17 protein-coding genes are annotated in these 22,628 nt (G+C 72.1%); 6 read left to right on the top strand and 11 right to left on the bottom strand.

Translation table 11 applies throughout. The annotated features are described in order from the left end of the window. Positions 1 to 5: 5 nt before the first annotated feature. Positions 6 to 1,682, top strand: coding sequence for a S8 family peptidase (locus tag ACWIBS_RS12655; protein ID WP_376130844.1), 1,677 nt, complete (start codon positions 6 to 8; stop codon positions 1,680 to 1,682). A gap of 37 nt (positions 1,683 to 1,719) precedes the next feature. After that, positions 1,720 to 4,209: a CHAT domain-containing protein gene (locus ACWIBS_RS12660; RefSeq protein WP_376130847.1), complete on the top strand. Its 2,490-nt coding sequence runs from the start codon at positions 1,720 to 1,722 to the stop codon at positions 4,207 to 4,209. Positions 4,210 to 4,670: 461 nt separating this feature from the next. Here the strand turns inward: ACWIBS_RS12660 and ACWIBS_RS12665 are convergent, their stop codons facing one another. The 3 genes from ACWIBS_RS12665 to ACWIBS_RS12675 all read right to left on the bottom strand — a co-directional run bounded on the left by ACWIBS_RS12665 (position 4,671) and on the right by ACWIBS_RS12675 (position 5,946). Further along, positions 4,671 to 5,381 (bottom strand): LysR substrate-binding domain-containing protein, encoded by a 711-nt coding sequence (locus ACWIBS_RS12665; RefSeq protein ID WP_376130931.1) that lies wholly within the window; start codon positions 5,379 to 5,381, stop codon positions 4,671 to 4,673. Positions 5,382 to 5,438: 57 nt separating this feature from the next. Beyond that, complete coding sequence (locus tag ACWIBS_RS12670; RefSeq protein WP_376130928.1) at positions 5,439 to 5,609, bottom strand: hypothetical protein; 171 nt, start codon at positions 5,607 to 5,609, stop codon at positions 5,439 to 5,441. Between the two features lie 82 nt (positions 5,610 to 5,691). Further along, complete coding sequence (locus ACWIBS_RS12675; protein ID WP_376130925.1) at positions 5,692 to 5,946, bottom strand: hypothetical protein; 255 nt, start codon at positions 5,944 to 5,946, stop codon at positions 5,692 to 5,694. 43 nt (positions 5,947 to 5,989) lie between these two features. On the opposite strand from ACWIBS_RS12675, the gene ACWIBS_RS12680 reads away from it, so the two are divergent. Continuing rightward, positions 5,990 to 6,445, top strand: a complete 456-nt coding sequence (locus ACWIBS_RS12680; RefSeq protein WP_376130922.1) for a MarR family winged helix-turn-helix transcriptional regulator — start codon at positions 5,990 to 5,992, stop codon at positions 6,443 to 6,445. 439 nt (positions 6,446 to 6,884) lie between these two features. Here ACWIBS_RS12680 and ACWIBS_RS12685 read toward each other — a convergent pair whose 3' ends face one another. Next, entirely contained in the window at positions 6,885 to 7,292 is a 408-nt protein-coding gene (locus ACWIBS_RS12685; protein WP_376130920.1) for an LbetaH domain-containing protein, read from the bottom strand. A 76-nt stretch (positions 7,293 to 7,368) separates the two neighbouring features. Here ACWIBS_RS12685 and ACWIBS_RS12690 point away from each other — a divergent pair, with 76 nt between their 5' ends. Together ACWIBS_RS12690 and ACWIBS_RS12695 are read left to right on the top strand one after the other, a co-directional pair. Further along, positions 7,369 to 8,112 carry a formylglycine-generating enzyme family protein gene (locus ACWIBS_RS12690; protein ID WP_376130917.1) on the top strand — a complete coding sequence of 248 codons (744 nt, stop codon included), beginning with the start codon at positions 7,369 to 7,371 and terminating at the stop codon, positions 8,110 to 8,112. Between the two features lie 528 nt (positions 8,113 to 8,640). Continuing rightward, entirely contained in the window at positions 8,641 to 10,134 is a 1,494-nt protein-coding gene (locus ACWIBS_RS12695) for an HNH endonuclease signature motif containing protein (RefSeq protein WP_376130914.1), read from the top strand. 830 nt (positions 10,135 to 10,964) lie between these two features. Here ACWIBS_RS12695 and ACWIBS_RS12700 read toward each other — a convergent pair. The 6 genes from ACWIBS_RS12700 to ACWIBS_RS12725 all read right to left on the bottom strand — a co-directional run bounded on the left by ACWIBS_RS12700 (position 10,965) and on the right by ACWIBS_RS12725 (position 20,829). Continuing rightward, positions 10,965 to 11,738: a DNA-formamidopyrimidine glycosylase family protein gene (locus tag ACWIBS_RS12700; RefSeq protein ID WP_376130912.1), complete on the bottom strand. Its 774-nt coding sequence runs from the start codon at positions 11,736 to 11,738 to the stop codon at positions 10,965 to 10,967. Beyond that, positions 11,731 to 16,446, bottom strand: coding sequence for an ATP-dependent helicase (locus ACWIBS_RS12705; protein WP_376130909.1), 4,716 nt, complete (start codon positions 16,444 to 16,446; stop codon positions 11,731 to 11,733). Before ACWIBS_RS12705 ends, ACWIBS_RS12700 begins: the two co-directional genes overlap by 8 nt. A gap of 65 nt (positions 16,447 to 16,511) precedes the next feature. After that, entirely contained in the window at positions 16,512 to 18,122 is a 1,611-nt protein-coding gene (locus ACWIBS_RS12710) for an ABC-F family ATP-binding cassette domain-containing protein (RefSeq protein ID WP_376130906.1), read from the bottom strand. Between the two features lie 264 nt (positions 18,123 to 18,386). After that, positions 18,387 to 19,421: an alanine racemase gene (locus tag ACWIBS_RS12715; protein ID WP_376130903.1), complete on the bottom strand. Its 1,035-nt coding sequence runs from the start codon at positions 19,419 to 19,421 to the stop codon at positions 18,387 to 18,389. Next, positions 19,418 to 20,161, bottom strand: a complete 744-nt coding sequence (locus tag ACWIBS_RS12720) for an alanine racemase (protein WP_376130901.1) — start codon at positions 20,159 to 20,161, stop codon at positions 19,418 to 19,420. The genes ACWIBS_RS12715 and ACWIBS_RS12720 overlap by 4 nt, the downstream gene beginning before the upstream one ends. Then, positions 20,158 to 20,829 (bottom strand): alpha/beta hydrolase, encoded by a 672-nt coding sequence (locus tag ACWIBS_RS12725; RefSeq protein ID WP_376130898.1) that lies wholly within the window; start codon positions 20,827 to 20,829, stop codon positions 20,158 to 20,160. The genes ACWIBS_RS12720 and ACWIBS_RS12725 overlap by 4 nt, the downstream gene beginning before the upstream one ends. A gap of 39 nt (positions 20,830 to 20,868) precedes the next feature. Here ACWIBS_RS12725 and ACWIBS_RS12730 point away from each other — a divergent pair, with 39 nt between their 5' ends. Further along, positions 20,869 to 21,456, top strand: a complete 588-nt coding sequence (locus tag ACWIBS_RS12730; RefSeq protein ID WP_376130895.1) for an NUDIX hydrolase family protein — start codon at positions 20,869 to 20,871, stop codon at positions 21,454 to 21,456. A gap of 27 nt (positions 21,457 to 21,483) precedes the next feature. Here ACWIBS_RS12730 and ACWIBS_RS12735 read toward each other — a convergent pair whose 3' ends face one another. Next, entirely contained in the window at positions 21,484 to 22,620 is a 1,137-nt protein-coding gene (locus ACWIBS_RS12735; protein ID WP_376130892.1) for a threonine aldolase family protein, read from the bottom strand. Positions 22,621 to 22,628 lie beyond the last annotated feature (8 nt).

Genomic DNA, 22,628 nt, shown 5'->3' on the forward strand with positions numbered 1-22,628 from the left:
TGCTCATGGCGGACGACCCCGGCTTCCGGTCCTGGCGGGAGCGTGAGGCGGCCGCGCTGCCTCGCGGTGTCGCGCTGGATCCGCGGCGCGATCCGGTTCCTGGGATCCCGGCCTTCGGCACGGTGTACGCCGCGGGGCACCTGATCATTTCGGGCGAGCCCGGCGACGCGCACGCGGTGCTGCGGGAGGCCGCCGCCGAGCTCGGCTGGGACGTCGAGCTCGAGACCATCCGCAAGAACGGCGAGCAGCTCACGCGGGCCCGCATCGTGCAGGCGCCCAACCCGCAGCGCGACGACGAGCCCGTGCCGCCGATCGACGCGTGGCGGCTTCTGCAGCACGCGCGCCGACGTGCGCTCGAGCCGCGCCGCAAGAAGCGAGGAAAGCGCGACGAGGACCCGCAGCTGGCCGACGCGAAGCGCCGCATCTCGCTCGCGGCATCCCGATCCCTCGATCGCTCGGTGCGGGAGCGGACCGCCGAGTCCGAGCGCGACGCCATCACGGGCGACGCGGCCCTGCGCCGCACGGGTCTGGACCACGTGCTCTCGGTCGCGCCGATCGGACTCAACCCGCACGGCAAGACGAACCCGCACGGCAAGACCAATCCGCACGGCAAGACGAACCCCTCGGGCACCGACGGATACGCCTATCCGGGCACGGGCGGCCTCGAGGTCGTCGATTACATCGGCCCGGCACCCGTGCGCACCCGGCCGCTCGCCCGCGGCGGGCGCCGCCCCGTCATCGCGTACTTCGACACGGGATGCGGCGTGCACGACCCGTGGCTGCCGCCCGAGACCGGATCCGGCGACATCGTCCGGCGACGTGTGCCGTCGCCCACGCGCCCGGGCGAGGTGATCGGCGTCGAGGACCCGCTCACCGACCCCGAGGTGTACGGCGATCAGACCGGTCCGCGCGACGGCTACCTCGACGACGCGGCCGGCCACGGCACGTTCGTCGCCGGCATCCTGCGGCAGGTGTGCCCCGAGGCCGATCTCGTCTCGATCCGGGTCGCCGACAGCAACGGCACGGTGCTCGAGAGCGAACTCATCGACGCGGTCGAAGAGCTCGCGGTGTGGGCCGAGAGCAATCCGCTCGACGTGGTCAACCTGTCGCTCGGCTACTACCACGAGACCCCCGAGGACGGCCTGTTCTCACTGCGGCTCTATGACGCGCTGCGGCGCCTGCGCGCGCTCGGGGTCATCGTCGTGTGCTCGGCGGGCAACGACGCGACCGACCGCCCGACCTTTCCCGCGGCGCTCTACGGCTGGGGCGACACCGATCTCGGCATCACCGAGAAGAAGGGGCTCGCGCGGCACCTCGCGGTGGGGGCGCTCAATCCGCAGCGCACGTCGGTCGCGCTGTACAGCAACATCGGCCCGTGGGTGAACGCCTACGGACGCGGCACTTCGGTGCTCAGCGCCTTCCCCGCCCTGATGGGCGGCGTGCAATCGGGGTCGAGCGCCGACCTGCTCGGTCGCCGGCGGCAGAGCCTCGACCCCGACGACTACTCGGCGGGATACGCGATCTGGAGCGGCACCTCGTTCGCCGCGCCCTACGTCGCGGCCCGCATCGCGACGGCGCTCGTGCCCGGGCTCATGGCGAACTCCGCGCACAAGCCACGCGACATCGTCGGGAAGGCGCTCGCCGAGATCGCGGCCGAGGACGGCTCGCGCATCGAGCCCTGACGATGCGCGGCCCGCCGCGACGGGCCATCATGTGAAGGTGACCGCGAGCGCCGAAGACCTCTCCGCGCGCGGTGTCGAGCTCGTCAACGCGGGCCGGTACACCGCGGCCCGGGCGGTGCTGGCGGATGCCGCGGCCGCGGCCGCGCGCGACGGCGACAGCGACGTGCAGGCCAGGGTGACCGGCACGACGGCGTACCTGCTCGCGCGACTCGGAGATGTGGACGGCGGCGTCGCGCTGTGCCGCCAGGCGATCGCGCGCACCGACCTCGGCGAGGACACCCGCGCGATCCTCGCGGGACAGATGGGTGCGCTCGAGCTCGAGCGAGGCGCGCTGGACAGCGCCGTCTCCTGGCTCACCGACGCGATCGACGCCCTCGACGGCGACCCCGTGCGCTCGGCCAACATGCGGATGAACCGCAGCGTCGCGGACATGCAGCGAGGACGGTGGGAGGCCGCCGCCGACGATCTGCACTGGGCCGAAGCCGCCTACCGGGCGGCAGGTCGCGCGCTGGAAGCCGAGCAGGCGGTGCACAACCGCGGCTATGTCGCGATGCTCTCGGGCGACCTCGTGACGGCGCTGTCGCTCATGCAGTCCGTCCGCGAGCCGCTCGACGGGGAGTCCGACTTCTGGGCGGCCGTCAATGAGCTCGACCACGCCGAGGTCCTGCGCGACGCGGGGTTGCAGACCGAGGCGGAGCACGCGCTCGCGAACGTCGTGCATGTCCTCGGCCGGCACCGCGCGCCCGGCGAGCGCGCTCGTGCCGAATACCAGCTCGCCCGCTCGCTGCTCGATCACGATCCGGCGCGCGCGGCGGCCGTCGCGCACGCATCGGCGCGCCGGTTCCGAGGGCAGGGCAGTCACGCCTGGGCGGCGCGTGCCGACGGGATCCGGCTGCGCGCCCGGCTGTCGCACGGTCGGCTCGACCGCGCGGGGACGCCGCTGACGCCCGGTCGTCCCCCGTCCCCGGTCGCCGTCGCGGCGGTCGTCGAGGCGCTCGAGACGCACGGGTTTCCGCACGACGCCGCCGCGCTGCGCCTGACCGCGGCGCTGGACGCGCTGCGACGTGGTGGGGACCCCGGCATCCGCGGTCCGCGCCTGCGCGCCGGCACACCGCTGGACATCGCGATGCTGTCGCACGAAGTCGCCGCCGAGCGCGCCCGGCGCGCGGGTCGCGAGAGTGACGCGCGACGGCGCGCGGCGCAGGGCATCGACCTGCTCGAACAGTCGCAGCGGCTCGGGGCGAGCCTCGAGCAGTCCGGCTCGATCGCGCGGCAGGGGCTCGGCCTCATGATGACGGGGCTCGCGTCGGCGTTGCGATCGGGTCGACCCGACATCGTGTTCGAGTGGTCCGAGCGTTCGCGACACCTGCACACGCAGGTCGTGCCGCTGCGACCGCCGCCCGATCCCGTGCTGGCGTCCGAGCTCGAAGAGCTGCGCCGCATCCGTCTCGCGGACCCGGACGGCGATTGGCTGACCGATGCGCGCGTCGACGTGCTGCGCGCTCGCGCGCGGGAACGGCAGTGGGCCCGAACGCGCACGGCCGCCGTGCACGACCGCGTCACGCTGGGCCGCGCGCAGGCGGCCCTCGACGAGGACACCGTGCTCATCTCGTTCGTCTTCGACGGGCGGGCGTTCGTCGCTCTCGTCGTCGATCGCGATTCGGCCCGGCTCGTCGACATCGACGCATCGCGCGTGCGGACCGCGATCGAAGGTCTGCGCGCCGACCTCGACGTCTCGGCGGCGGTGCGATCGGGCCCCATGGCGGCCGTCGTGCAGCAGGCGCTCGCCGGGCGACTCGAGCAGCTCTCGCACGAGACCGTCGGGCGGGCATTGGCCGGTGCACGGGATCCGGCGCGCGTCGTGCTGACGGCGCCCGGGCTGTTGGCCGGGATTCCCTGGACGATGCTGCCCGCCATGCGGGGGCGCGCCCTCACGATCGCGCCTTCGGCGTCGCGCTGGGTGGCCGAGTCGGCGGCGCGCCCTCGCCGCGCGGCGCGGGCCGTGTTCGCCGCCGGTCCGCGCGTCGCGCGCGGTGACGAAGAGGTCCTCACCGCCGCCGGCACGTGGGGCGAGCACGTCGTGCTGCACGGCGCCGAAGCGACGGTCGCCGCCGTCACGGCGTCGGCGACGACCGCCGACGTGCTGCACATCGCCGCGCATGGCCGGCATGCCGCCGACCATCCCCTCTTCTCGGGTCTCGAGCTCGCCGACGGCACCCTGTTCGGCTACGACGTCGACCTCATCCCGGACGTGCCGCAGACGGTCGTGCTGTCGGCGTGCGAAGTCGGCCGCTCGACGGTGCGCTGGGGGGAGGAGGCGGTCGGCATGACGCGTGTCTGGCTGCACGCCGGCGCGCGGGCCGTCGTCGCGGCTCCCGTCGCCGTCGCCGACGACGTCGCGTGCGAGGTGCTCGGCGCGATGCACGCGGGCCTCGCGGCGGGTGAGACACCCTCGGCGGCGCTCGCGTCGGCGACGTCGCGCACCGGCATCCTCGCGCCCTTCCAAGTGCACGGGACGGGATTCTGAGAAATTTTCTCGGCGGCATGTATCAGCGCGACATGAGGGTGCTCTTCTCATAGCGGACGGTCTATGCCGACGAGACGCAGGGGTTCTCGTCGTCGGGGGCACCGAAGACACTGGGGCGCACGTTCGTGCGTGTCGTCGGAGGCCGATCCGTCGGGGGATGTCGCGGTTCGGATCCGCTCGCGACATCCCCCGGATCACTTGACCGCGAGACTGCAACGGCACGCCGAGACAGCGGGTGAACCCCGCAGTCTCGGCCGCCCGTTGCAGTCTCGCGGCCGGTGCTCCGGCCGGGGCTCCGGCCGGGGCGGGCGGAGCCTCACCACGGGGGAGGGCGCAGGCCAAGGGTGCGGGCCCCTCGCTACGGGCCGGGCCCCGACCCACGGGCCGGGCCCCGCGCTACGGGCCGGGCCCCGCGCCATGTGCCGGGCCCCTCGCCACGTGCCAGGGCGCCGCGCCAGGGGTCAGGAGCGGGACGAGTTCGCCGTGCGACCGCGCACGATGCCGACGAATGTCTCGACCGACGGCGTCGTGCGATCGGCGACCCAGGCCAGGGCCACGGTCGAGGCGGGTCCGTCGCGCAGGGGGCGCGAGGCGGCATCCTTGCGCTGGTGCAGCCGGGCGAGCGACATCGGCACGACGAGGACGCCGACACCCGCGGCGACCGTCGCGATCGCGTCTTCGGTCGTCGCCGGAGCCTCGAAGGCCGGCGTGACGGCATCCGGCACCGTGACGCGCAGTACATCGTCGAGGGGCGTGATCACGACCTCGCCCGCGAGGTCTGCGAGGGTCAGCTCGTCGGCCGCCGTGAGATGGGACTCGCTCGAGGAGACGACGACGGGCACCTCGTCATAGAGCGCGATGACGTGCAGCCCGTCGCGGTCGATCGGCAGTCGCACGAGCGCGGCGTCGACCTCGCCGGCGATGAGCGCCGCGCGCTGGTCGGCGACGGCCAGCGGTACGAGGTCGATCGGTTCATGCGGCATCCGCTCGATCCAGCGATCGACCCACGTGCCGGGCGTCGCGCCCGGGATCATCCCGAGGCGGAAGGGGTCCGTCGAGACCGGGCGGGCCGGAGCGACCTGCGCTCGGGACTCACGAGATGCGGATGCCGCGCGCTTCGACTTCGGCGCCGGCTTGCGCCCATTCCCTCGGGCCTTCGCGCCTTTCGCCATGTGCTCCAGCGTATCGCCGGGGTCCGCCGCATCCTTCCGCGGCGTCGCGAAGAGAGATCAGCGCGGGGACTTCTCGCCGCGGTAGTCGATCGCGCTGGCGGTGAGCGGTGTGGCGAGAGCCGCCGAAACCAGCAGCACTCCGAGGACGAAGAGCACGCCACCGAACTCGGGGATGTTGAACGACAAGCCCATGACGTACATTCCGCCGATGAGCAGGATGAAACTCAACGCAAACAACATCGCGCCACCTCCCTTGGTGATCCTCACTCTAGGGCCGGCGCCCTGTTGAGGCCACCCCGTATCGACGCCGTCACGGACAGTGCATGAGCGGCTTTGGCCCCGACCGGTCGAACGTGTGCTGATTCACGGGGTGACCGCACAGCGGGCACGCCCGCTCGGCCCGAACGGCGGCGCTCGGCGGCGGCGTCGTCTCGTAGGGCCCCACCGAAGCGGGACCCGCGTATCGGATCAGCTTCGAGTTCCACCACGCGTACCAGCCGCCGGCCTCTTTCACCCGCTGTCGGAGCGGACGCCGCGGCTCGGGTCGGTCGGTTCTCTCGCTCATGATGCTTAGTGTACTAATCATCAGGGTGCGATACAATCCGGGCATGAGCTCCCCGTCTACGGACGTCGCCGACGACCTTCTCCTGCTCGAGAACCAGCTGTGCTTCGCGATCGTGACGGCGGCACGCAACATCGTCGCGCTCTATCGGCCCGTGCTCGAGCCGCTCGGTCTCACCCACCCCCAGTACCTCGTCATGCTCGCGCTCTGGGAGCGCTCGCCGCGCTCGCTGCGCGACCTGGCAGAAAACCTGGCCATGGAGCCGGCGACGCTGTCGCCCCTCGTGAAGCGCCTCGAGGCGCAGGGGCGGGTGGCGCGCTCGCGCCGTCCCGAGGATGAGCGGATGCTGGACATCACTCTGACCGAGTCCGGTCGTGCGCTGCGGGCTCAGGCGCTGCGCGTCCCGGAGCAGATTCTCGAAGCGGTCGGGATGGACGTGGCCGACCTCGTGCGGCTGCGCGACGGGCTCGTTCCCTTCGCCGGTCGCCGCCGGTCGGACTGACGGCTCGCACGGGGGCGTGGGCGCTGCTTGCTCCCGGGGTCGTCGTGATGCTCAGCGCGTCGATCGCGGCGACGTTCACCGACCCGCTGACGTGGCGGGCGATCCTCGTCATCTCTCTCGCTGCTCGCGATCCTCGTGGGAGCATCGCGGCGTCTCGCGGCGCCGTTCCTCATCGGAATCGTCGTGCTGCCGGTCGAGAACGTCTTCGCGTTCGCCGTCCAGATCGGACGCGGGATGCGTCGATGCCGTGGTGGATCACCCTCGCGGTCGTCGGCGCCGTGCTGCTCATCATCGCGGTGACCTACGACCGTCGCGCCGGCGTGCAGGCGGGTCTGGCCGCACGGCTGCGCGAGCTCGCCTGAGATGCGGGTTCGGGTCAGGACACCGCCCCGAACGCGGGGGCAGAGCAGGCCGGAACCGCGGCGACGGCGGGTCGGGATCAGGCCGCCAGGCGCAGGCCTCGCTGGTCGGTCGCGACGCGCTCGCCGTCGGCGATCGTCTCGTCGTCGCCGATGAGTGACCCCACGGCGACCCGGGCACCGATGCCGACCTGCGTGCGGATGCCGATCTTCGCGCCCGCGCCGATCGCGGCACCCGTGCAGATGTGCGCGTGCGGCGCGATCTGCGCCTCTGGGCCGATGACGGCATCCGTCTCGACCCACACTCCGCGGCTGACGCGTGCGCCGGCCGCGATCTGCACACCCGGTTCGACATACGCACCCGCCTCGACGACGGCCGACGGGTGCACCTTCGCGCCGTGCGCGACGAGTCCCCGGCCGTTGACGTGCTTGCGGTAGCGCAGCACTTCTCCGTGGTCGTTCTCGATGTCGATGTAGTTCTTGCCCACAGATCCCTCCCGATCAAGCGAACAATGACATAACCTCGCCGAGCCCCGTTCCATTCCCGCGTGGCATACTTCGCCCGTGGCGGACATCGAGATGGCGACGATTCCGGCGGGATCGGTCGTCCTGCACGATGCGCGCCGTACCCGGCGGTGGAGCGTCGCCCTCGAGCCGTTCGAGATCGGGGTGTATCCCGTGACGCAGGCGCAGGTGGCCGAACTGCTCGGCGAGACGGCGACGCAGCCGCGGCGTCCGGCCGTCGAGGTCAGCTGGTTGCGCGCCGTGCGACTGTGCAACGCGGCATCCGAATGGGAGGGCTTCGATCCCGCCTACACGTTCGACGGCGAGCAGGTCACGTGGCACGTCGACTCCGACGGCTACCGGCTGCCGACCGAGGCGGAATGGGAGTACGCGTGCCGTGCGGGCTCGACCGGCGCCCACTACGGCCCGCTCGCGGACGTCGCCTGGACCGCGGCCGACGGCGTGAGCTCCCCGCAGCCGGTCGGCGGGCGGCATCCCAATCTCTTCGGACTCTTCGACACGCTCGGCAACGTGTGGGAATGGTGCTGGGATCTGCTCGATCCCGCGCGCTACGACGACTACCGCGTGTTCCGCGGGGGCGGATTCGCCGACGACGCGTGGAGTGTGCGGGCGTCGGTGCGGCGCGGCGGCGCGCCCCGGATGCACCACGACGATGTCGGATTGCGCTTCGCGCGCGGCGGCTTCGACGGGACCGACGCGGCGCAGGGATGGTCGGCGCGTGTCGACGACGAGCGGGCCTCCCTCGGAGGGCCGCTGCCGCCGGGATGGACACCGCGGCGCTGAGTCGGTGCGGTGGCGTCGGGGTCATCCAGTCTTGCGGTCGCGCTTCTTGGCGACGAACTGCCCGAGAGTGAGCCCCTTCAGCAAGTCTGCGGGCGCGATGTCCTGCGCGACGGCGATGCGGACGAGGGTGTGGATACTCGGCGTGGCGTGATCGCGCGCGTGCCTGCGGAGGAGTCGATCCCGGTGCGCATGTCGTGCGTCTTCTTGTGGCGCCGTCGAATCTGGGCGATTTGCCGACCGATGTGTGCGGCGGCGGATGACGGGTCTCGAGCACCCGTCACGCGTGGTCACCCTGGGGTGTTTGTGCCAGGGCGGCTCCAGCGGGTGCTGATGCCTCTCGGCCTCCTCTCGATAGAAGGGGGGGGCCGATGGTCGACGAACAGCTGGTGAAGTCGCGTCGGCGCGTGCAGATAACGGTGGGGTTTCACGCCGCTGCCGACTTCGTCCACACCGGCGCCGCTCGAGGAGTTATCCACAATGCATGGGAACACCGCTTCGAATGTCGGAGGGTGTGGTCATACTTGTGGCATGAGCTTCCTCGAAGATCTTCGCGACAGGGTCGAAAGGCTCGCCGTGTTCGCGGAGCTCGATGTGGCCACTGCCGAGCTGCCGGCATCCGCGACCCAACTCAGCGATTCTTCCGTGCGCGACCTGCTCTCCGAGGCGACAGGACTCATCAAGCAGGCGACCACTCTGCAATCGATCCTGGCAGGCATCGCCTCTGCGCGGTCCGGGCGCGAACGAGGGCACAAGGGCTTCACGCAAGAGACCGGGCATCGTAACGCGGTGGAGTTCATCCGCGACCTGACCGGCACGACGCGCGGCGAGGCGATCCGCGCCGTCAAGGTCGGCGAGGCCCTGCTCGACGGGGCCGGAGTGCCGGGCGACTCGACTGATGCTCCCGATCCGGATGCCGCACCCGCCACTCCGTCGTGGCATCAGCCGCTGAGCGACGCACTGCTGGGCGGGCTGCTCTCCACCGCGCAGCACCATGCGATCCGAGGTGGTCTCGGCGAGCCCCCGCAGATCGATGGTCGCGACTGCGCAGCGGTGGTTGACGTGTGGCGGGCGGCGGCGCGCGAGCTCGCACTCGAAGCCGCCGAGTGCACGGTCGAAGACCTCGGCGCCCGTGCTCGGTCGCTGCGAGACATGCTCGATCCGGCCGGCGCCGAGGAGCGCTTCGCCGCGAGGTACGCCAAGCGATCGTTCCGGTGGTCGACGACGTCCGACGGCCAGCGGCAGGCGCACATAACGTTCGACGACGAGATGGGCGAGTGGGTGCGTGGCGTGATGGATGCTGCGCTGTCGCCCCGCCGCGGTGGCCCGCGCTTCGTCGCGGCAGATGAGAAGGCCGCGGCCGACGCACTCGTCACCGATCCGCGCACGAACGAGCAGCTCGCCTATGACTTGTTCACCGATGTCCTCCGCGCTGGAGCGCTGGCCAACGCCGACGACGTCTTCGGCGTGAAAGAAGCCGGCGTGCGCCTCGTCGCGATCCAGGATGCCGTGTCGGGTGACGCGTCCCAGCGTGATGCCTTCGACCGACTGCGCACGACTGCTCACACCGAGGACGGACTCCTCACGCTCCCCGGATCGGTGCTCGATCGGGCGCTCTGCGTGAATGGATCCGTGAATCTGACCGTCGACACCTCCGGCAACCCGCTGGATGTCGGCCGCGAAGCACGCCTGTTCACCCGGAAGCAGCGGATCGCGCTCGCCGTGCGAGACGGAGGGTGCTTGTGGCCCGGATGCGACAGGCCTCCCGCCTACTGTGAGGCGCATCATTGCGAGCACTGGGCCGACGGTGGCCGGACCGACTGCACGTCGGGTGTACTGCTCTGTCGCTTCCACCATCTGAACCTGCACAACGGCGGATGGCGTATCGGACGAGCTGATGGCGGCTTCGTTCTGCATCTTCCACCGGGTATCGCGGGCGAACCGATACCGCTCCGATCGAGATCGGCGCTGCGATGGCTCTGGGATCCGCCACCCGAACGGACTGGCTGGCGAGAGGCGGCGTAGCGCGGATGGCGCCGTGATTCGGCAGGGCGATGGGCGGTGTCTGGCGGCACCGACTTCGCTTCCGCGTTGGTCAGGTTCTGCAACCCGGCCTGCAGCGTCCGCCGGAACGCGCCGGGGTGGGCGAGGTCGGGATCCGGATCGGGATCGGGATCGGCGAGGACTTCACCGAGCGGAGTCGTCGGGACAGACCTGGTTGTGGGTCATCGTGGGATCTCTGCTGTGCTTCTTGCCGGAAACAACTGGTCATCCACGATGGCCCTTCGACGTCACCGGCGACGAGAGCCCCCGCAGGAAGTGGCAACACGCTCTGGGGGCTCGCCCGGCGACGGACGGGTCGAGCGGTGGTTGTCTGGACGGGCGGCGACGGACGGGGCAGGCGATGCGTGACAGGGCGAGGGGTGCGCGGGCACGGCGGCGTATGCGACGCAGTTTGCTCCGACGATGTTCAGGTCTGGCAGACGGGGCACCAGAAGACGTTGCGCTGCGGATCGAGCGATGGCTGTTTGGACGGAGGGCGACTGACTGGGCAGGCGATGGCTGTCTGGACGGGCGGCGACTGACAGGGCGAGCGATGCCTGACAGGTCGAGCGATGCGCGGGCACGGCTGGCGTATACGATGCGGATCCTTCCGACGATGTTCAGGTCGGGCAGACGGGGCACCAGAAGACGTTGCGCTGCGGGTCGAGCGATGGCTGTTTGGACGGAGGGCGACTGACTGGGCGGGCGTTGGCTGTCTGGACGGGCGGCGATTGACGAGGGTCGCGATGCCTGACAGGCGAGCAATGCTCGGGCACGGCTGGCGTATGCCGCGCGGACCATTCCGACGATGCTCAGGTCTGGCAGACGGGGCACCAGAACACGTTGCGCTCGCGGGGCGCGTCGGCGCCTAGCGTCGTAGCGAGGATCGCGGTGCCGCAGCGGCGGCACGGGGAGTTCTCGCGCCGGTACACCCAGGTGCGGCGCCCGGGGCGCGCGTCGCCCGTGAAGGTGCGCGCGGAGCGGTCGCGATTCGCGCGCAACATGCGGACGCCCGTGTCGATGAGCGCAGCGGCATCTGTCTCGTTCGCCGGGGTCATCGGCAGGATGCCGCGGACGAACAGCATCTCGTTCGCGTACACGTTGCCGAAACCGGCGACGTTTCGCTGGTCGAGGATCGCGACGTGCACCGGACGAGAGTCGGCCTGCACCCGCCGTGCCGCCTCGACGGGATTCCACTCGGCCGAAAGCGGGTCGGGGCCGAGATAGCCGATGAGATCGTCTTCGCGCGCCGTCGGCACGACCTCGATCTCGGCGAGGTCGAATCCGACCGTCTCATACCCGGCGGTGCCGACCACGGCCCGCGCGCGGAAGCCGGGTGCGCGCCAGCGCTCGCCACGGCGGTACACGTGCCACTCGCCTTCCATCTTCAGGTGCGAGTGAAGCGTCCAGGGGCCGATGCGGTGCAGCAGGTGCTTTCCCCGCGGGACGACCCCGTGCACCGTCAGCCCCGAGAGGTCGATCGTCGCGGCCTGCGGTACGCGCAGCTCGAAGCGCGTCACTTCGGCACCGGCGAGCACATCGTTCAACCGTCGCGCCGCGCGGAAGACGGTGTCGCCCTCAGGCACGCGTCGCCTGCCGTGCGGCGTCGCCCGCCGTGAGGCGGCGCAGCGTCAGCCCCCGGGGGGACTCGACGAAACCCGCCTCGCGCAGCAGACGGCCCACCGTCGTGCCGAACACGAGCGCACCGTTGACCTGCTCGATCGTCAGAGTCTCGAGCCGGCGCGCCCGCGCCGTCGCCGCGAGCTCGCGGGTCGCGGCCGCCAGCGCCTGCTCGTCGCCGGTGAACGCCAATGCCGACTTGCCGCCGCGTTCGAGATAGAGCGCGAGCGCACCGTCGACGAGCACGACGAGCGCGCCGGCTTTGCGTCCGGGACGATGCGAAACCCCCTCGAGCGCGGGCCACGCGAGCGCCGCTCCGTACGGGTTCGCCGGATCGGTCGCCGCGAGCGCGATGGCCCGCAGAGGCGGAGGGTCGGACAACCCGGCGAACTCGCGCAGCCGATCGACGGTCGCCGAGGCGGCGAACTGCGCGGCGCCGAGCTTCTCGATGACGTATCCCCGCCGGCAGTGCCCCGCCTCTTCGAAACCGGCCAGCACGCGGTACACCTGCGCGAACCCGCCCGGCACCCCCTCGGACTGCACCGACCCGCGCGTGACGACCCCGTACCGGTCGAGCAGCAGGCTCGCGGTCGCGGTGGCCCGCAGCGTCGGATCCGCCTCGGCGCCGGGCAGCAGAGACCATCGACCGCCGAGGGCGGGGGGCCGCGGCGGCACGGATGTCGCGAGCGTGCGCGAGGCCGCCCCCCGGTAGAGGCGCGCACGCGGTGCCCGGCGCGCGACCCGGTGGGTCTGCGCACCACCGCCCAGGAGCGTGCGCACCGGCGAGAACGTGTCGTTCGTGATGCGCCCCGCCCACGTGAGGCTCCACAGCGCGTCGATGACCGACTGCTCGTTGGCAGCCCCCGTGCGCTGCGTGAGCTGGCCGGCGAAGTACGCCCCGCCCCCCGAGAGAGCGTGCAGCAGCTGATCTTCGAGCGACCCGGGGGCGACATCGTCTTCGGGAAGGGCGAGAGTCAGGGATGCGGCATCCGCGGGGTGCAGCGCGATCCAGCCGTCGCGACCCGGCAGCGTGCCGTGGCCGGACCAGACGACTTCGCCCGAGGAGGTGAGCTCGTCGAGCATCGTGGGCGTGTAGTCGGAGACGCGGGCCGGCAGGATGAGCGACTCCCACGCACTGGCGGGGATCGGCACGCCCGCGAGCTGCTCGACGACGGCGGCGACGCCGTCGACGCCCTCGAGGGGACGGGCGACGTGCTGCCACACGGGAAGGAACCGCGCGAACGCGTCGGGCGGCACGGGCTCGACGCTTCCGCGGATGGCGGCGAGCGAGCGCATCCGCAGACGTCGGAGCACGCCCACGTCGCACCACTCGAGGTCGTCTCCGGCGGCCTCGATCCTCGCCTCCGCCGAGGCCTCGGGAAGGAAGTACCCGCTCGTGACCCGGCCCTGCGACTCGAGCCGCTGCAGCGTGAGGCGGGCGACGGCCGAGCCGATGCCGAGCCGCCGGGCTGCGGCATCCGCGGTGAACGGGCCGTGGGTGCGAGCGAAGCGTGCGATCAGGTCGCCGAGCGGGTCGGGCAGCGGTTCGAGGAAGGCCGTCGGGATGCCGACGGGAAGAGCGACCCCGAGCGCATCGCGCAGGCGCCCGGCGTCTTCGATCGCGGCGTAGCGGGCGATGCCCGCGATGGTCACCCGGATCGCCCGTCGAGCGTCGACCAGCTCGTCGAGCAGGGCCGCTGCCCCGTCGACCGTGGCCGGTCCCGGCGTCGCCTCTTCGTCGGTCGGCGTCTCGGGGTTCTGCACGCGCAGGGCGGTCTCGTCGGCGTCGAGCGGTCCGAGCAGTCGCAGCAGGTCGGCGACTCCCTCGATCCCCCGGGCACGGCGCTCGGGGTCGAGCCGCTGCGCTTCGAGCACGAACTGGGCGATGATGTCGGGGTCGAGCAGCTCGCGCATCTCGACCTTGCCGAGCAGCTCGCCCAGCAGCGCCGGATCGACCGAGAGAGCCGCGGCACGCCGCTCGGCGAGGGGAGAGTCGCCCTCGTACATGAACGCGCCGACGTAGCCGAACAGCAGATCGCGCGCGTACGGCGAGGGCTGGGCCGGCTCCGTCTCGACCAGACGGATGCGGCGATCGCCGATGCCGCGCGCGACGCGCAGCAGCGCGGGGAGGTCGTAGACGTCCTGCAGCACTTCGCGCAGCGTCTCGAGGATGATCGGGAAGGTCGGGTAGCGCCGGGCGACTTCGAGCAGCTGGGCCGAGCGCTGGCGCTGCTGCCACAGGGGACTGCGTCGCCCGGGATTGCGACGCGGCAGCAGCAGGGCGCGTGCGGCGCACTCGCGGAAGCGCGAGGCGAACAGCGCCGATCCGCCGACCTCGTCGGTGACGAGCTGTTCGAGCTCGTCGGGCTCGAACACGAACAGCTCGGCACCGGGCGGTTCGGCCGTGGCATCCGGAACCCGGGCGATGACGCCGTCGTCGCTCGCGACCGCCGAGCCCTCGACGCCGAGGCGCTCGCGGATCCGAGCGTTGACGGCGAGAGCCCACGGTGCGTGCACCTTCATGCCGTATGGGGAATGCAGGATGACACGCCAGTCCCCGACTTCGTCGCGGCCGCGCTCAACCGTCAGCGAACGGTCGGTCGGCAACGTGCCTGTCGCTTCGCGCTGCTCGGCGAGATAGGCCAGCAGGTTGCCCTGCGCGAGGTTGTCGAGCCCCGCGTCGTCGAGCCGCGCACGGGCCTTCTCTGGGTCGACGGTCGACAGCTCGCGCGAGAACTTTCCGAGGGCCTCGCCGAGCTCGGCGGGCCGGCCGAGCCCGTCGCCGTGCCAGAACGGCAGCTTTCCGGGCTGCCCGAACGCCGGTACTACATTGACCCGGTCGTGCGTGATCTCGACGATGCGCCAGCTGGTCGTGCCGAGCGTGAAGACGTCGTTGACGCGGGACTCGTAGACCATCTCTTCGTCGAGCTCGCCGACGCGCGCGTTCTGCGACTCGCCCGCGATGAAGACGCCGAAGAGCCCGCGGTCGGGGATCGTGCCGCCGCTCGTGACGGCGATGCGCTGCGATCCGGGCCTGCCGGTGAGTGTGCCGCGGTCGCGATCCCAGACCAGACGCGGCCGCAGCTCGGCGAACTCGTCGGAGGGGAATCGCCCCGCGAGCAGGTCGAGCGTCGCCTCGTAGGCCGACCGCGGCAGCGACCGGAAGGGCGCCGAGCGCTTGAGCGTGTCGTACCACTCCTCGACATCGAGCGGCTCGAGCGCGCTCGCCGCCACCGTCTGCTGCGCGAGGATGTCGAGCGGATTCTGCGGGATCGATATCGACTCGATCTGGCCCGCCAGCATCCGCTCTGTGACGATCGCGGTGTGCAGGACGTCGGCGCGATGCTTGGGGAACAGGGCCGCACGGCTGACCTCGCCCACCTGGTGGCCGGCACGCCCGATGCGCTGGAGACCGGATGCTGCACTGGGTGGGGCCTCGACCTGGATAACGAGGTCGACCGCGCCCATGTCGATGCCGAGCTCGAGGCTGCTCGTCGCCACGACGCAGCGCAGGGCGCCGCTCTTGAGCTCTTCTTCGACCTGCGCGCGCTGCTCCTTCGACACCGACCCGTGGTGCGCTTTCGCGAGCACGGGGTCGGCGCCGCCCGAGGTGCCCGCCTGGGCCCCCGTCGCCGCGGGGACGGTCGGCTCGGGCAGGTCGAGTCCCAGGCGTTCGGAGTAGATCTCGTTGAGACGGCCCGTGAGGCGCTCGCCGAGCCGGCGCGAGTTCACGAAGACGATCGTGGACCGGTGCTGCAGGATGCGGTCGACGATGGCTTCTTCGACATGCGGCCACACCGATCCGGTCACTTCGGTCTGGCCGCCCTCGGCGAACCAGTCGGCGTCTTCGCCGCCCGGCTCCGGGGCGCCGGGCGGGGGCGGCGGATTGAGCATGTCCTCGATCGGCACGACGACCGACATGTCGAACGCCTTCGTCGCGCGCGGTGCGACGATCTCGACGGGCGAGGAACCCCCGAGGAACCGCGCGACCTCGTCGATCGGCCGCACCGTCGCCGACAGCCCGATGCGCTGCGCAGCGTTGGCCTGCGGATCGTGCGCCCGGCGCAGAGCATCGAGGCGCTCGAGGCTCACGGCCAGGTGCGCGCCCCGCTTCGTCGCCGCGACGGCGTGGACCTCGTCGATGATGACGGTGTGCACGTCGCGCAGCGTCTCGCGCGCCTGGCTCGTCAGCATCAGGTAGAGCGACTCGGGGGTCGTGATGAGGATGTCGGGGGGCGCCGTGACGAGCTTGCGGCGATCCGACGACGTCGTGTCACCCGACCGCACGCCCACCGAGACGCCCGGCACCGCGATGCCCAGGCGCCGCGCGGACTGGTCGATGCCGACGAGGGGCGAGCGCAGGTTGCGCTCGACGTCGACGCCGAGCGCCTTGAGCGGTGAGATGTACAGGATGCGCGTGCCGGGCGCCGGCTCGGCACGGCGGCGGCGCGGGGCAGCGGGCGGGGGCGCGGCATCCTTCTCGCGGAAGACCCGGTCGATCGCCCACAGGAACGCCGCGAGCGTCTTGCCCGAACCGGTCGGCGCGACGACGAGCGCGTGCTTTCCGGCCGACACCGCCCGCCAGGCACCCGCCTGGGCGTCGGTCGGCGCGGCGAAGGCGCCGCGGAACCAGTCCTGGGTTGCGGGGCCGAAGCGCTCGAGCACGTCGCTCATCCCTCCATCTTCGTCGCTGTCGCCGACATCGGGCCCGGAACGTGCCGGGGAGGGCGCCACCGGGGTCAGCGCTCGCACAGCGTCCCATCGCGCGACAGCTCGAGCGTGAGATCGACACCCATCCGGTCGAGGAACGCGTCATCGTGGCTCACGACGAGCACGGCGCCGCGATAGGCGGACAGCGCCGCGACGAACCGGTCGACCGTGTCGAGGTCGAGGTTGTTCGTCGGCTCGTCGAAGACGAGCAGCTGCGGTGACGGGTCGGCCAGCAGCAGTCGCGCCAGCGCGACCCGGAACCGTTCGCCCCCCGACAGTGCCGAGACCGGTCGGTCGACGGCGGCGCCGCGGATGAGGAAGCGGGCGAGCCTGTTGCGCAGTTCGACCGTGCCGATCCCGGGAGCGACCGCCGCGACGTTCTCGAGGACGGATGCCGCCTCGTCGAGTCCGTCCACGCGCTGCGGCAGGTAGCCCACGCGATCGGTGTGCAGCTCCGCCCGGATCTCGCCGAGCGCGCCGGTGTGAGACGAGGAAGACCCGACCAGCCGCTCGAGCAGCGTCGTCTTGCCGCTCCCGTTCGGGCCGGTGAGGGCGACGCGCTCGGGTCCCTGCACGATCCAGGCGCGGTCGCCGTCGCCGAGCGTCGCGATGCGGCGCGCCGCCGCGACACCGGGATCGGGCAGATCGATCACGACCGCGTCATCGTCGCGCACGCGCCGCTCGGCGGCGTCGAGGACGTCGCGCGCCGCGGCCTCGCTCTCGGCCTTCTCTCCGCGGAGCTTGCCGGCGGACACCTGAGCCTCGCGCTTGCGCGCGTTCATGATGATCTTCGGCAGCCGCTTCTCGGCGTACGCCTTGTGCCCGACCTGCTGCCGCCGGGCGATCGTCGTCTCGGCTTCGATGCGCTCGCGCTTCTCGCGGCGGACGGCCTGCGCGGCCGCGCGCTCCGCCTGACGCGCGGCATCCTGCTCCGCGTCGAGCCACGCTCGCCACGCGGAGTACGGGCCGCCGAACACCGACAGCTCGCCGGCATACAGCTCCGCGGTGTCGTCCATGAGGTCGAGCAGCGTCGTGTCGTGACTGACGACGACGAGGGCACCGCGCCACGCGCCCACCATGTCGTACAGCCGCGCCCGTGCGTCGCGGTCGAGGTTGTTGGTCGGCTCGTCGAGCAGCACGATGGGCGCCGCCGCGAGGCGGATGCCGGCGATCGCGGTGAGCACGGCCTCGCCGCCCGACAGCTCGCCGACGTGCCGGTCGAGCATGGTCGGTGCGAGCCCGGCCTCGGCGAGGGCGACGTGGGCGCGCGCCTCGACGTCCCACGCGTCGCCGACGGCGGCGAAGTGCCGCGGGTCGGGGTCGCCGGACTCGAGCGCCCGCAGCCCGCGCAGCGCGTCGCCCACACCGAGCAGATCGGCGACGGGGCGCGCGACATCGAGCGTGAGGCGCTGCGGAAGGTATGCGGCATCCGCGGTTCTGGTGATGTGCCCGCTGTCGGGCGTCAACTCGCCGGCGATGAGCCGCAGCAGTGTCGACTTGCCCGAGCCGTTGCGGCCGACCAGCCCGGTGCGGCCCGAGCCGAACGCGCCGGACACCTCGCTGAGAGCGATCGTGCCGTCGGGCCAGGCGTACGAGACGCGGTCCAGGATGAGAGAGGGGGTGAGGGTGTGAGCAGGCATGCGGCTCCGTTCGCGTCGGGTGCGCGGACGCGCGACACCGGCGCAGCACGCACGGCGGAGCCGGGTGCAGGGCGGAGGATCGACGGTCAGCGCGAAGGAAGGGGCGCCGACGGTCGGTCCTGAGCAGCCGTGGCTGCGTCGAAGGACGACGGATGCGGCGCGATTACAGCGCGGGCGCGTCGATTCTCTTCAACGGACTTCCTCACACTCGGGACAGAAGCGCCCGACACGATACCGGATGCCGCACCCCGGCGTCCACGAGGCTCAGCCCGAGTACTCGCGGGGCACGAGCGGCGAGACGCGCACGAGGACCTCTTCGCCGACCGTGTCGATCGCCTCGCCGAGCGTCGTCGGGTCGGATTCGCCGTGCGCCCCGGGACCGAAGAACGTGACCTCGTCGCCGACCTGCGCGTCGGGCCACGCCTCTACGGCGCTCTCGGCGAGGTCGACGCGACGCAGCGCGCGCGCACCGGCCGGAGTGCCCACCGAGACGCGACCGCCGAGCGTCGACGGCAGGCCGTCGAGCGCGCCGAGCCCGACGACGACGGTGTCGCCGTCGAGGCGCACGACGGGGGCGACGAGCGCCGCGGCGGGCACGATGCCCGGCAGCGCGGGGCCGTCGGCCGAGCGCACACCGTAGCCGAACGCCCCGAAGCGCACGAGGTCGTTGCGGAACTCGGGCCGTGCGTGACCCGCGGCGCTCGCCGCGAGGTGCCGCACGCCGGGGGTGAGGCCGGCCGCGCGGGCGAGGTCGACGGCGCGCTCGAACTCCGCGCGGGCGCGGTCGTCGTCGGCGTCGCTGGCTTCGGCGATGTGGCTCCAGATGCCCGTCACGACGATGTCGCCGGCCGCCTCGAGCGCAGCCGCGCGCGCGACGAAAGCCGGCCAGTCCTCGGGCCGCACGCCGTTGCGGTGCAGTCCCGTGTCGATCTTCAGGTGCACGCGGATGCCGCGCCCCGCCGCCCGCGTCGCGACGAGGTCGAGATACCCGGCGTCGCCGACCCCCAGCTCGAGTCGCGCATCGATCGCCTCATCGACCTCGGCGGCGGGTGACGTCGCCCACGCGAAGATGCGCGCGGTGGGGGCGGCCGCGCGCACACGCACGCCCGTCGCGATGCTGAACGAGCCGAACCAGTCGATCCCGGCCGCGGTGGCGGTCCGGACGACGGCGTCCACGCCGTGCCCGTACGCGTCGTCCTTCACGACGAACATGACGTCGGCCGGGGCGACACGGGCGCGCAGCGTGTCGAGGTTCGCCCGGATCCGGGCGAGGTCCACCCGCAGGACGGCGCCGCTCATGCGGCATCCACCCGTGTGGTGTGCAGCCCGATGCCGCAGACGATCTCGGCCGCGCTCAGCCCCGACGCCACCGCCCACCCCGCCACCCCGCCATTGACCGCGAGACTGCAGGGGGAGGCCGAGACTGCGGGGTCAGCCCGCTGTCTCGGCGCGCCGTTGCAGTCTCGCGGTGATGGGGAGCCGCCGAAGTACACGACCTCGTCGCCGACGCCGACGCCGACGGCGCTGTCGCCGATGTCGACGACGCACACGTCCATCGCGATGCGGCCGACGAGAGGGTGCAGGCCGCCGCCGATCTCGACCGACACCGCGTTGCCGATCGCGCGGGGGAGCCCCTGCCCGTATCCGCCGTCGACGAGCGCGACGCGCGTGTCGCTCGCCGCTCGGTGGGTGTACCCGTACGAGACGCCCTCGCCGCGGCGCAGCGACTTGATCGACAGCACGCGGGCCGACAGCCGCAGCACGGGCATGCCGCCCGACCCGGGCAGCCCGAACAGCAGGGCGCCGTCGATCGTCGGCTCGGCCACCGCTGTGAGCCCGGCCGCGGTCAGGGCGGCGCGATCGGCCTCGTCGACGACCGCCGCACGCACGCCCGCCGCCGCGAGCACCTCGGCGACGAGGGGCAGCCCGTGCCCCCACGCGTCGCGGCGCAGGTCGGCGACGCCGTCGCCGTTCGCGAGAGCGGATGCCGCATTCCCGGCCAGCGCCGACCGCGAGATGTGCGCCGTGAGGCTCGTCACGCGTCGCCCGATTCGAGCTGCTTGTCGAGGAATGCCCGCACGTCGGCGATCTCGTCCTCGGACACCCCGTGCGCGAGGCCGGGGTAGACGCGGCCGCTCAGCTCGACATGGTCGGGCAGCCACTGGGTCGTGTGCAGGACGAGCGGCTCCGGGATGACCTCGTCGTGCGTGCCGCGCCCCCAGAAGACGGGCGGTCGCCGTTCGGCGAGCTCTTCGTCGCGGGGCAGTTCGCCGGGGGAGACGTAGCCGCTCAGCGCGACGGCGAAGGCGAACCGCGCGGGGTCGAGCCGCATCGCCTGCACGGCGATCGCGGCGCCCTGCGAGAACCCGAGCAACCCGACGGTCTCGGTCTGGGCCGCGGCATCCACCCACTCGATGAACCGGGATGCCGCCTCGGTGACGCGCCGCGGATCGCGGTTGTCGAGACCCTCGATCGGGTACCACGAATAGCCCGGCGAGGGCCACGGCGGGGCGAGCGGCGCGCGCACGGCGGCGATGACGTACTCATCGGGGAGGTAGGCCGCGAGCCCGAACAGGTCGCGCTCATCGGCCCCGTAGCCATGCAGCAGCACGAGCAGCGGACGACCGGCGCGCTCGCCGGGCGGAACCGACCACTGCACGACCGCGGAATCCAATGCCGGCGTCTCGAGTGCGGGGAACTCAGCCATGCGCCCATCTTTCCAGTGATCGTGAGGTATACAGAAAGCATGTCCGTGCGCACCCCCGACCCCGAACCGGCAGGCGACGAGCCGTTCGGCTCCTCTCAGGGCGCCGTGTCGAACCCGGGTTGGCTCTCCGATGTCGAACTCGCCGAGTCCCGCCGCCGCCTTCCGATGCTCTATGTCGAGGGCATCCCGGTGCGCGTCGACGGCATGGGGCAGGTCATCGACGTCGGCATCCTGCTGCGGGCGACGCCGCTCGGCGAGATCAAGCGCACGATCGTGTCGGGCCGGGTGCGCTACGGCGAAACGGTGCGCGACGCCCTCTTCCGGCATCTCGAAGACGACCTCGGCCCCATGGCGTTCCCGCTCCTGCCGCCGCAGCCGACACCGTTCACGGTCGCCGAGTATTTTCCGATCCCGGGCGTGAGCCCGTACCACGACGACCGGCAGCACGCCGTGTCGCTCGCGTTCGTCGTGCCCGTCACGGGTACGTGCGAGCCGCGTCAGGATGCGCTCGAAGTGACGTGGATGCCGCCTGAAGAAGCAGCATCCGACAGTCTCGCCGCCGAGATGGAGGGCGGCAGGGGCACGCTCATCCGCCTGGCGCTGGCGAGCGTCGGGGCGCTGCGCTGAACGGCGGCCCCGGCCTGACGTCGCGGGTCAGCCCGCCGTGACGCCGCCGTCGGTGACGAGCTCGGCACCCGTTGCCGCCGTCTCGTGTGCGATCGCGGCGACGAAAGCGTCGATGTCGGCCTCGGTCGTGTCGAACGAGCACATCCAGCGCACCTCGGTCTCACCCGTGGGCTTTCCGTCGGCTCCCGTGACGGCGCTCCAGTCGTAGAAGCGGAATGTCTCGCGGAGGCGGTCGGCGACGCCGGCGGGCAGCGTCGCGAAGACGCCGTTGGCCTGCGTGGGCTGCGTGAACGCGACGCCGCGGATCGAACCGTCGGAGAGTCCCGCCTCGACGCCCGCGCGCAGGCGCTGCGCCATGGCGTTCGAGTGCGACGCGTTGCGCAGCCACAGGTCGCCGTCCAGCAGCGCGATCAGCTGCGCCGAGACGAACCGCATCTTCGACGCGAGCTGCATGTCGAGCTTGCGCAGGTAGGTGAGACCGGTGGATGCCGCGGGATCGAGCACGACGACGGCTTCGCCGAGCATCGCCCCGTTCTTCGTGCCCCCGAAGCTCAGCACGTCGACGCCGGCGTCGCGCGTGAAGGCGCGCAGGGGTGCGTCGAGCGAGGCGGCGGCGTTCGAGATGCGCGCCCCATCCAGGTGCACGCGCATGCCCAGCGCGTGGGCGTGCTCGGTGATCGCGCGGATCTCGTCGACGGTGTACAGCGTGCCGAGTTCGGTCGACTGCGTGATCGAGACGACGAGCGGCTGCGCGCGGTGCTCGTCGCCCCAGCCCCACGCCTCACGGTCGATGAGGTCGGGGGTCAGCTTGCCGTCGTCGGTCGGGACCGTGAGCAGCTTGATGCCGGCGACCCGCTCGGGGGCACCGCCCTCGTCGACGTTGATGTGCGCCGTGCCCGCCGCGATGACCGCGCCCCAGCGGGGCAGCATCGACTGCAGGCCGACGACGTTCGCGCCGGTGCCGTTGAACACGGGGAACGCCTCGACGCCCTCGCCGAAGTGCTGCGCCATGACGGCCTGCAGGCGCTCGGTGTAGACGTCTTCGCCGTAGGCCACCTGGTGCCCGTCGTTCGCCGCGGCGATCGCCGCGAGCACCTCGGGATGGATGCCGGAGTAGTTGTCGGAGGCGAATCCGCGGACGGTGGGATCATGCAGCGTGGTCACGAGGATCC

The sequence above is a fragment of the Microbacterium sp. NPDC055442 genome (genome assembly GCF_053644215.1).

Excerpts from the sequence above, each read along its gene's own strand:
- ACWIBS_RS12655 (WP_376130844.1), top strand. The coding sequence starts at position 6 with ATGGCGGACGACCCCGGCTTCCGGTCCTGGCGGGAGCGTGAGGCGGCC.
- ACWIBS_RS12665 (WP_376130931.1), bottom strand. The coding sequence starts at position 5,381 with ATGGCGAAAGGCGCGAAGGCCCGAGGGAATGGGCGCAAGCCGGCGCCG.
- ACWIBS_RS12675 (WP_376130925.1), bottom strand. The coding sequence starts at position 5,946 with ATGAGCGAGAGAACCGACCGACCCGAGCCGCGGCGTCCGCTCCGACAG.
- ACWIBS_RS12680 (WP_376130922.1), top strand. The coding sequence starts at position 5,990 with ATGAGCTCCCCGTCTACGGACGTCGCCGACGACCTTCTCCTGCTCGAG.
- ACWIBS_RS12695 (WP_376130914.1), top strand. The coding sequence starts at position 8,641 with ATGAGCTTCCTCGAAGATCTTCGCGACAGGGTCGAAAGGCTCGCCGTG.
- ACWIBS_RS12705 (WP_376130909.1), bottom strand. The coding sequence starts at position 16,446 with ATGAGCGACGTGCTCGAGCGCTTCGGCCCCGCAACCCAGGACTGGTTC.
- ACWIBS_RS12710 (WP_376130906.1), bottom strand. The coding sequence starts at position 18,122 with ATGCCTGCTCACACCCTCACCCCCTCTCTCATCCTGGACCGCGTCTCG.
- ACWIBS_RS12715 (WP_376130903.1), bottom strand. The coding sequence starts at position 19,421 with ATGAGCGGCGCCGTCCTGCGGGTGGACCTCGCCCGGATCCGGGCGAAC.
- ACWIBS_RS12725 (WP_376130898.1), bottom strand. The coding sequence starts at position 20,829 with ATGGCTGAGTTCCCCGCACTCGAGACGCCGGCATTGGATTCCGCGGTC.
- ACWIBS_RS12730 (WP_376130895.1), top strand. The coding sequence starts at position 20,869 with ATGTCCGTGCGCACCCCCGACCCCGAACCGGCAGGCGACGAGCCGTTC.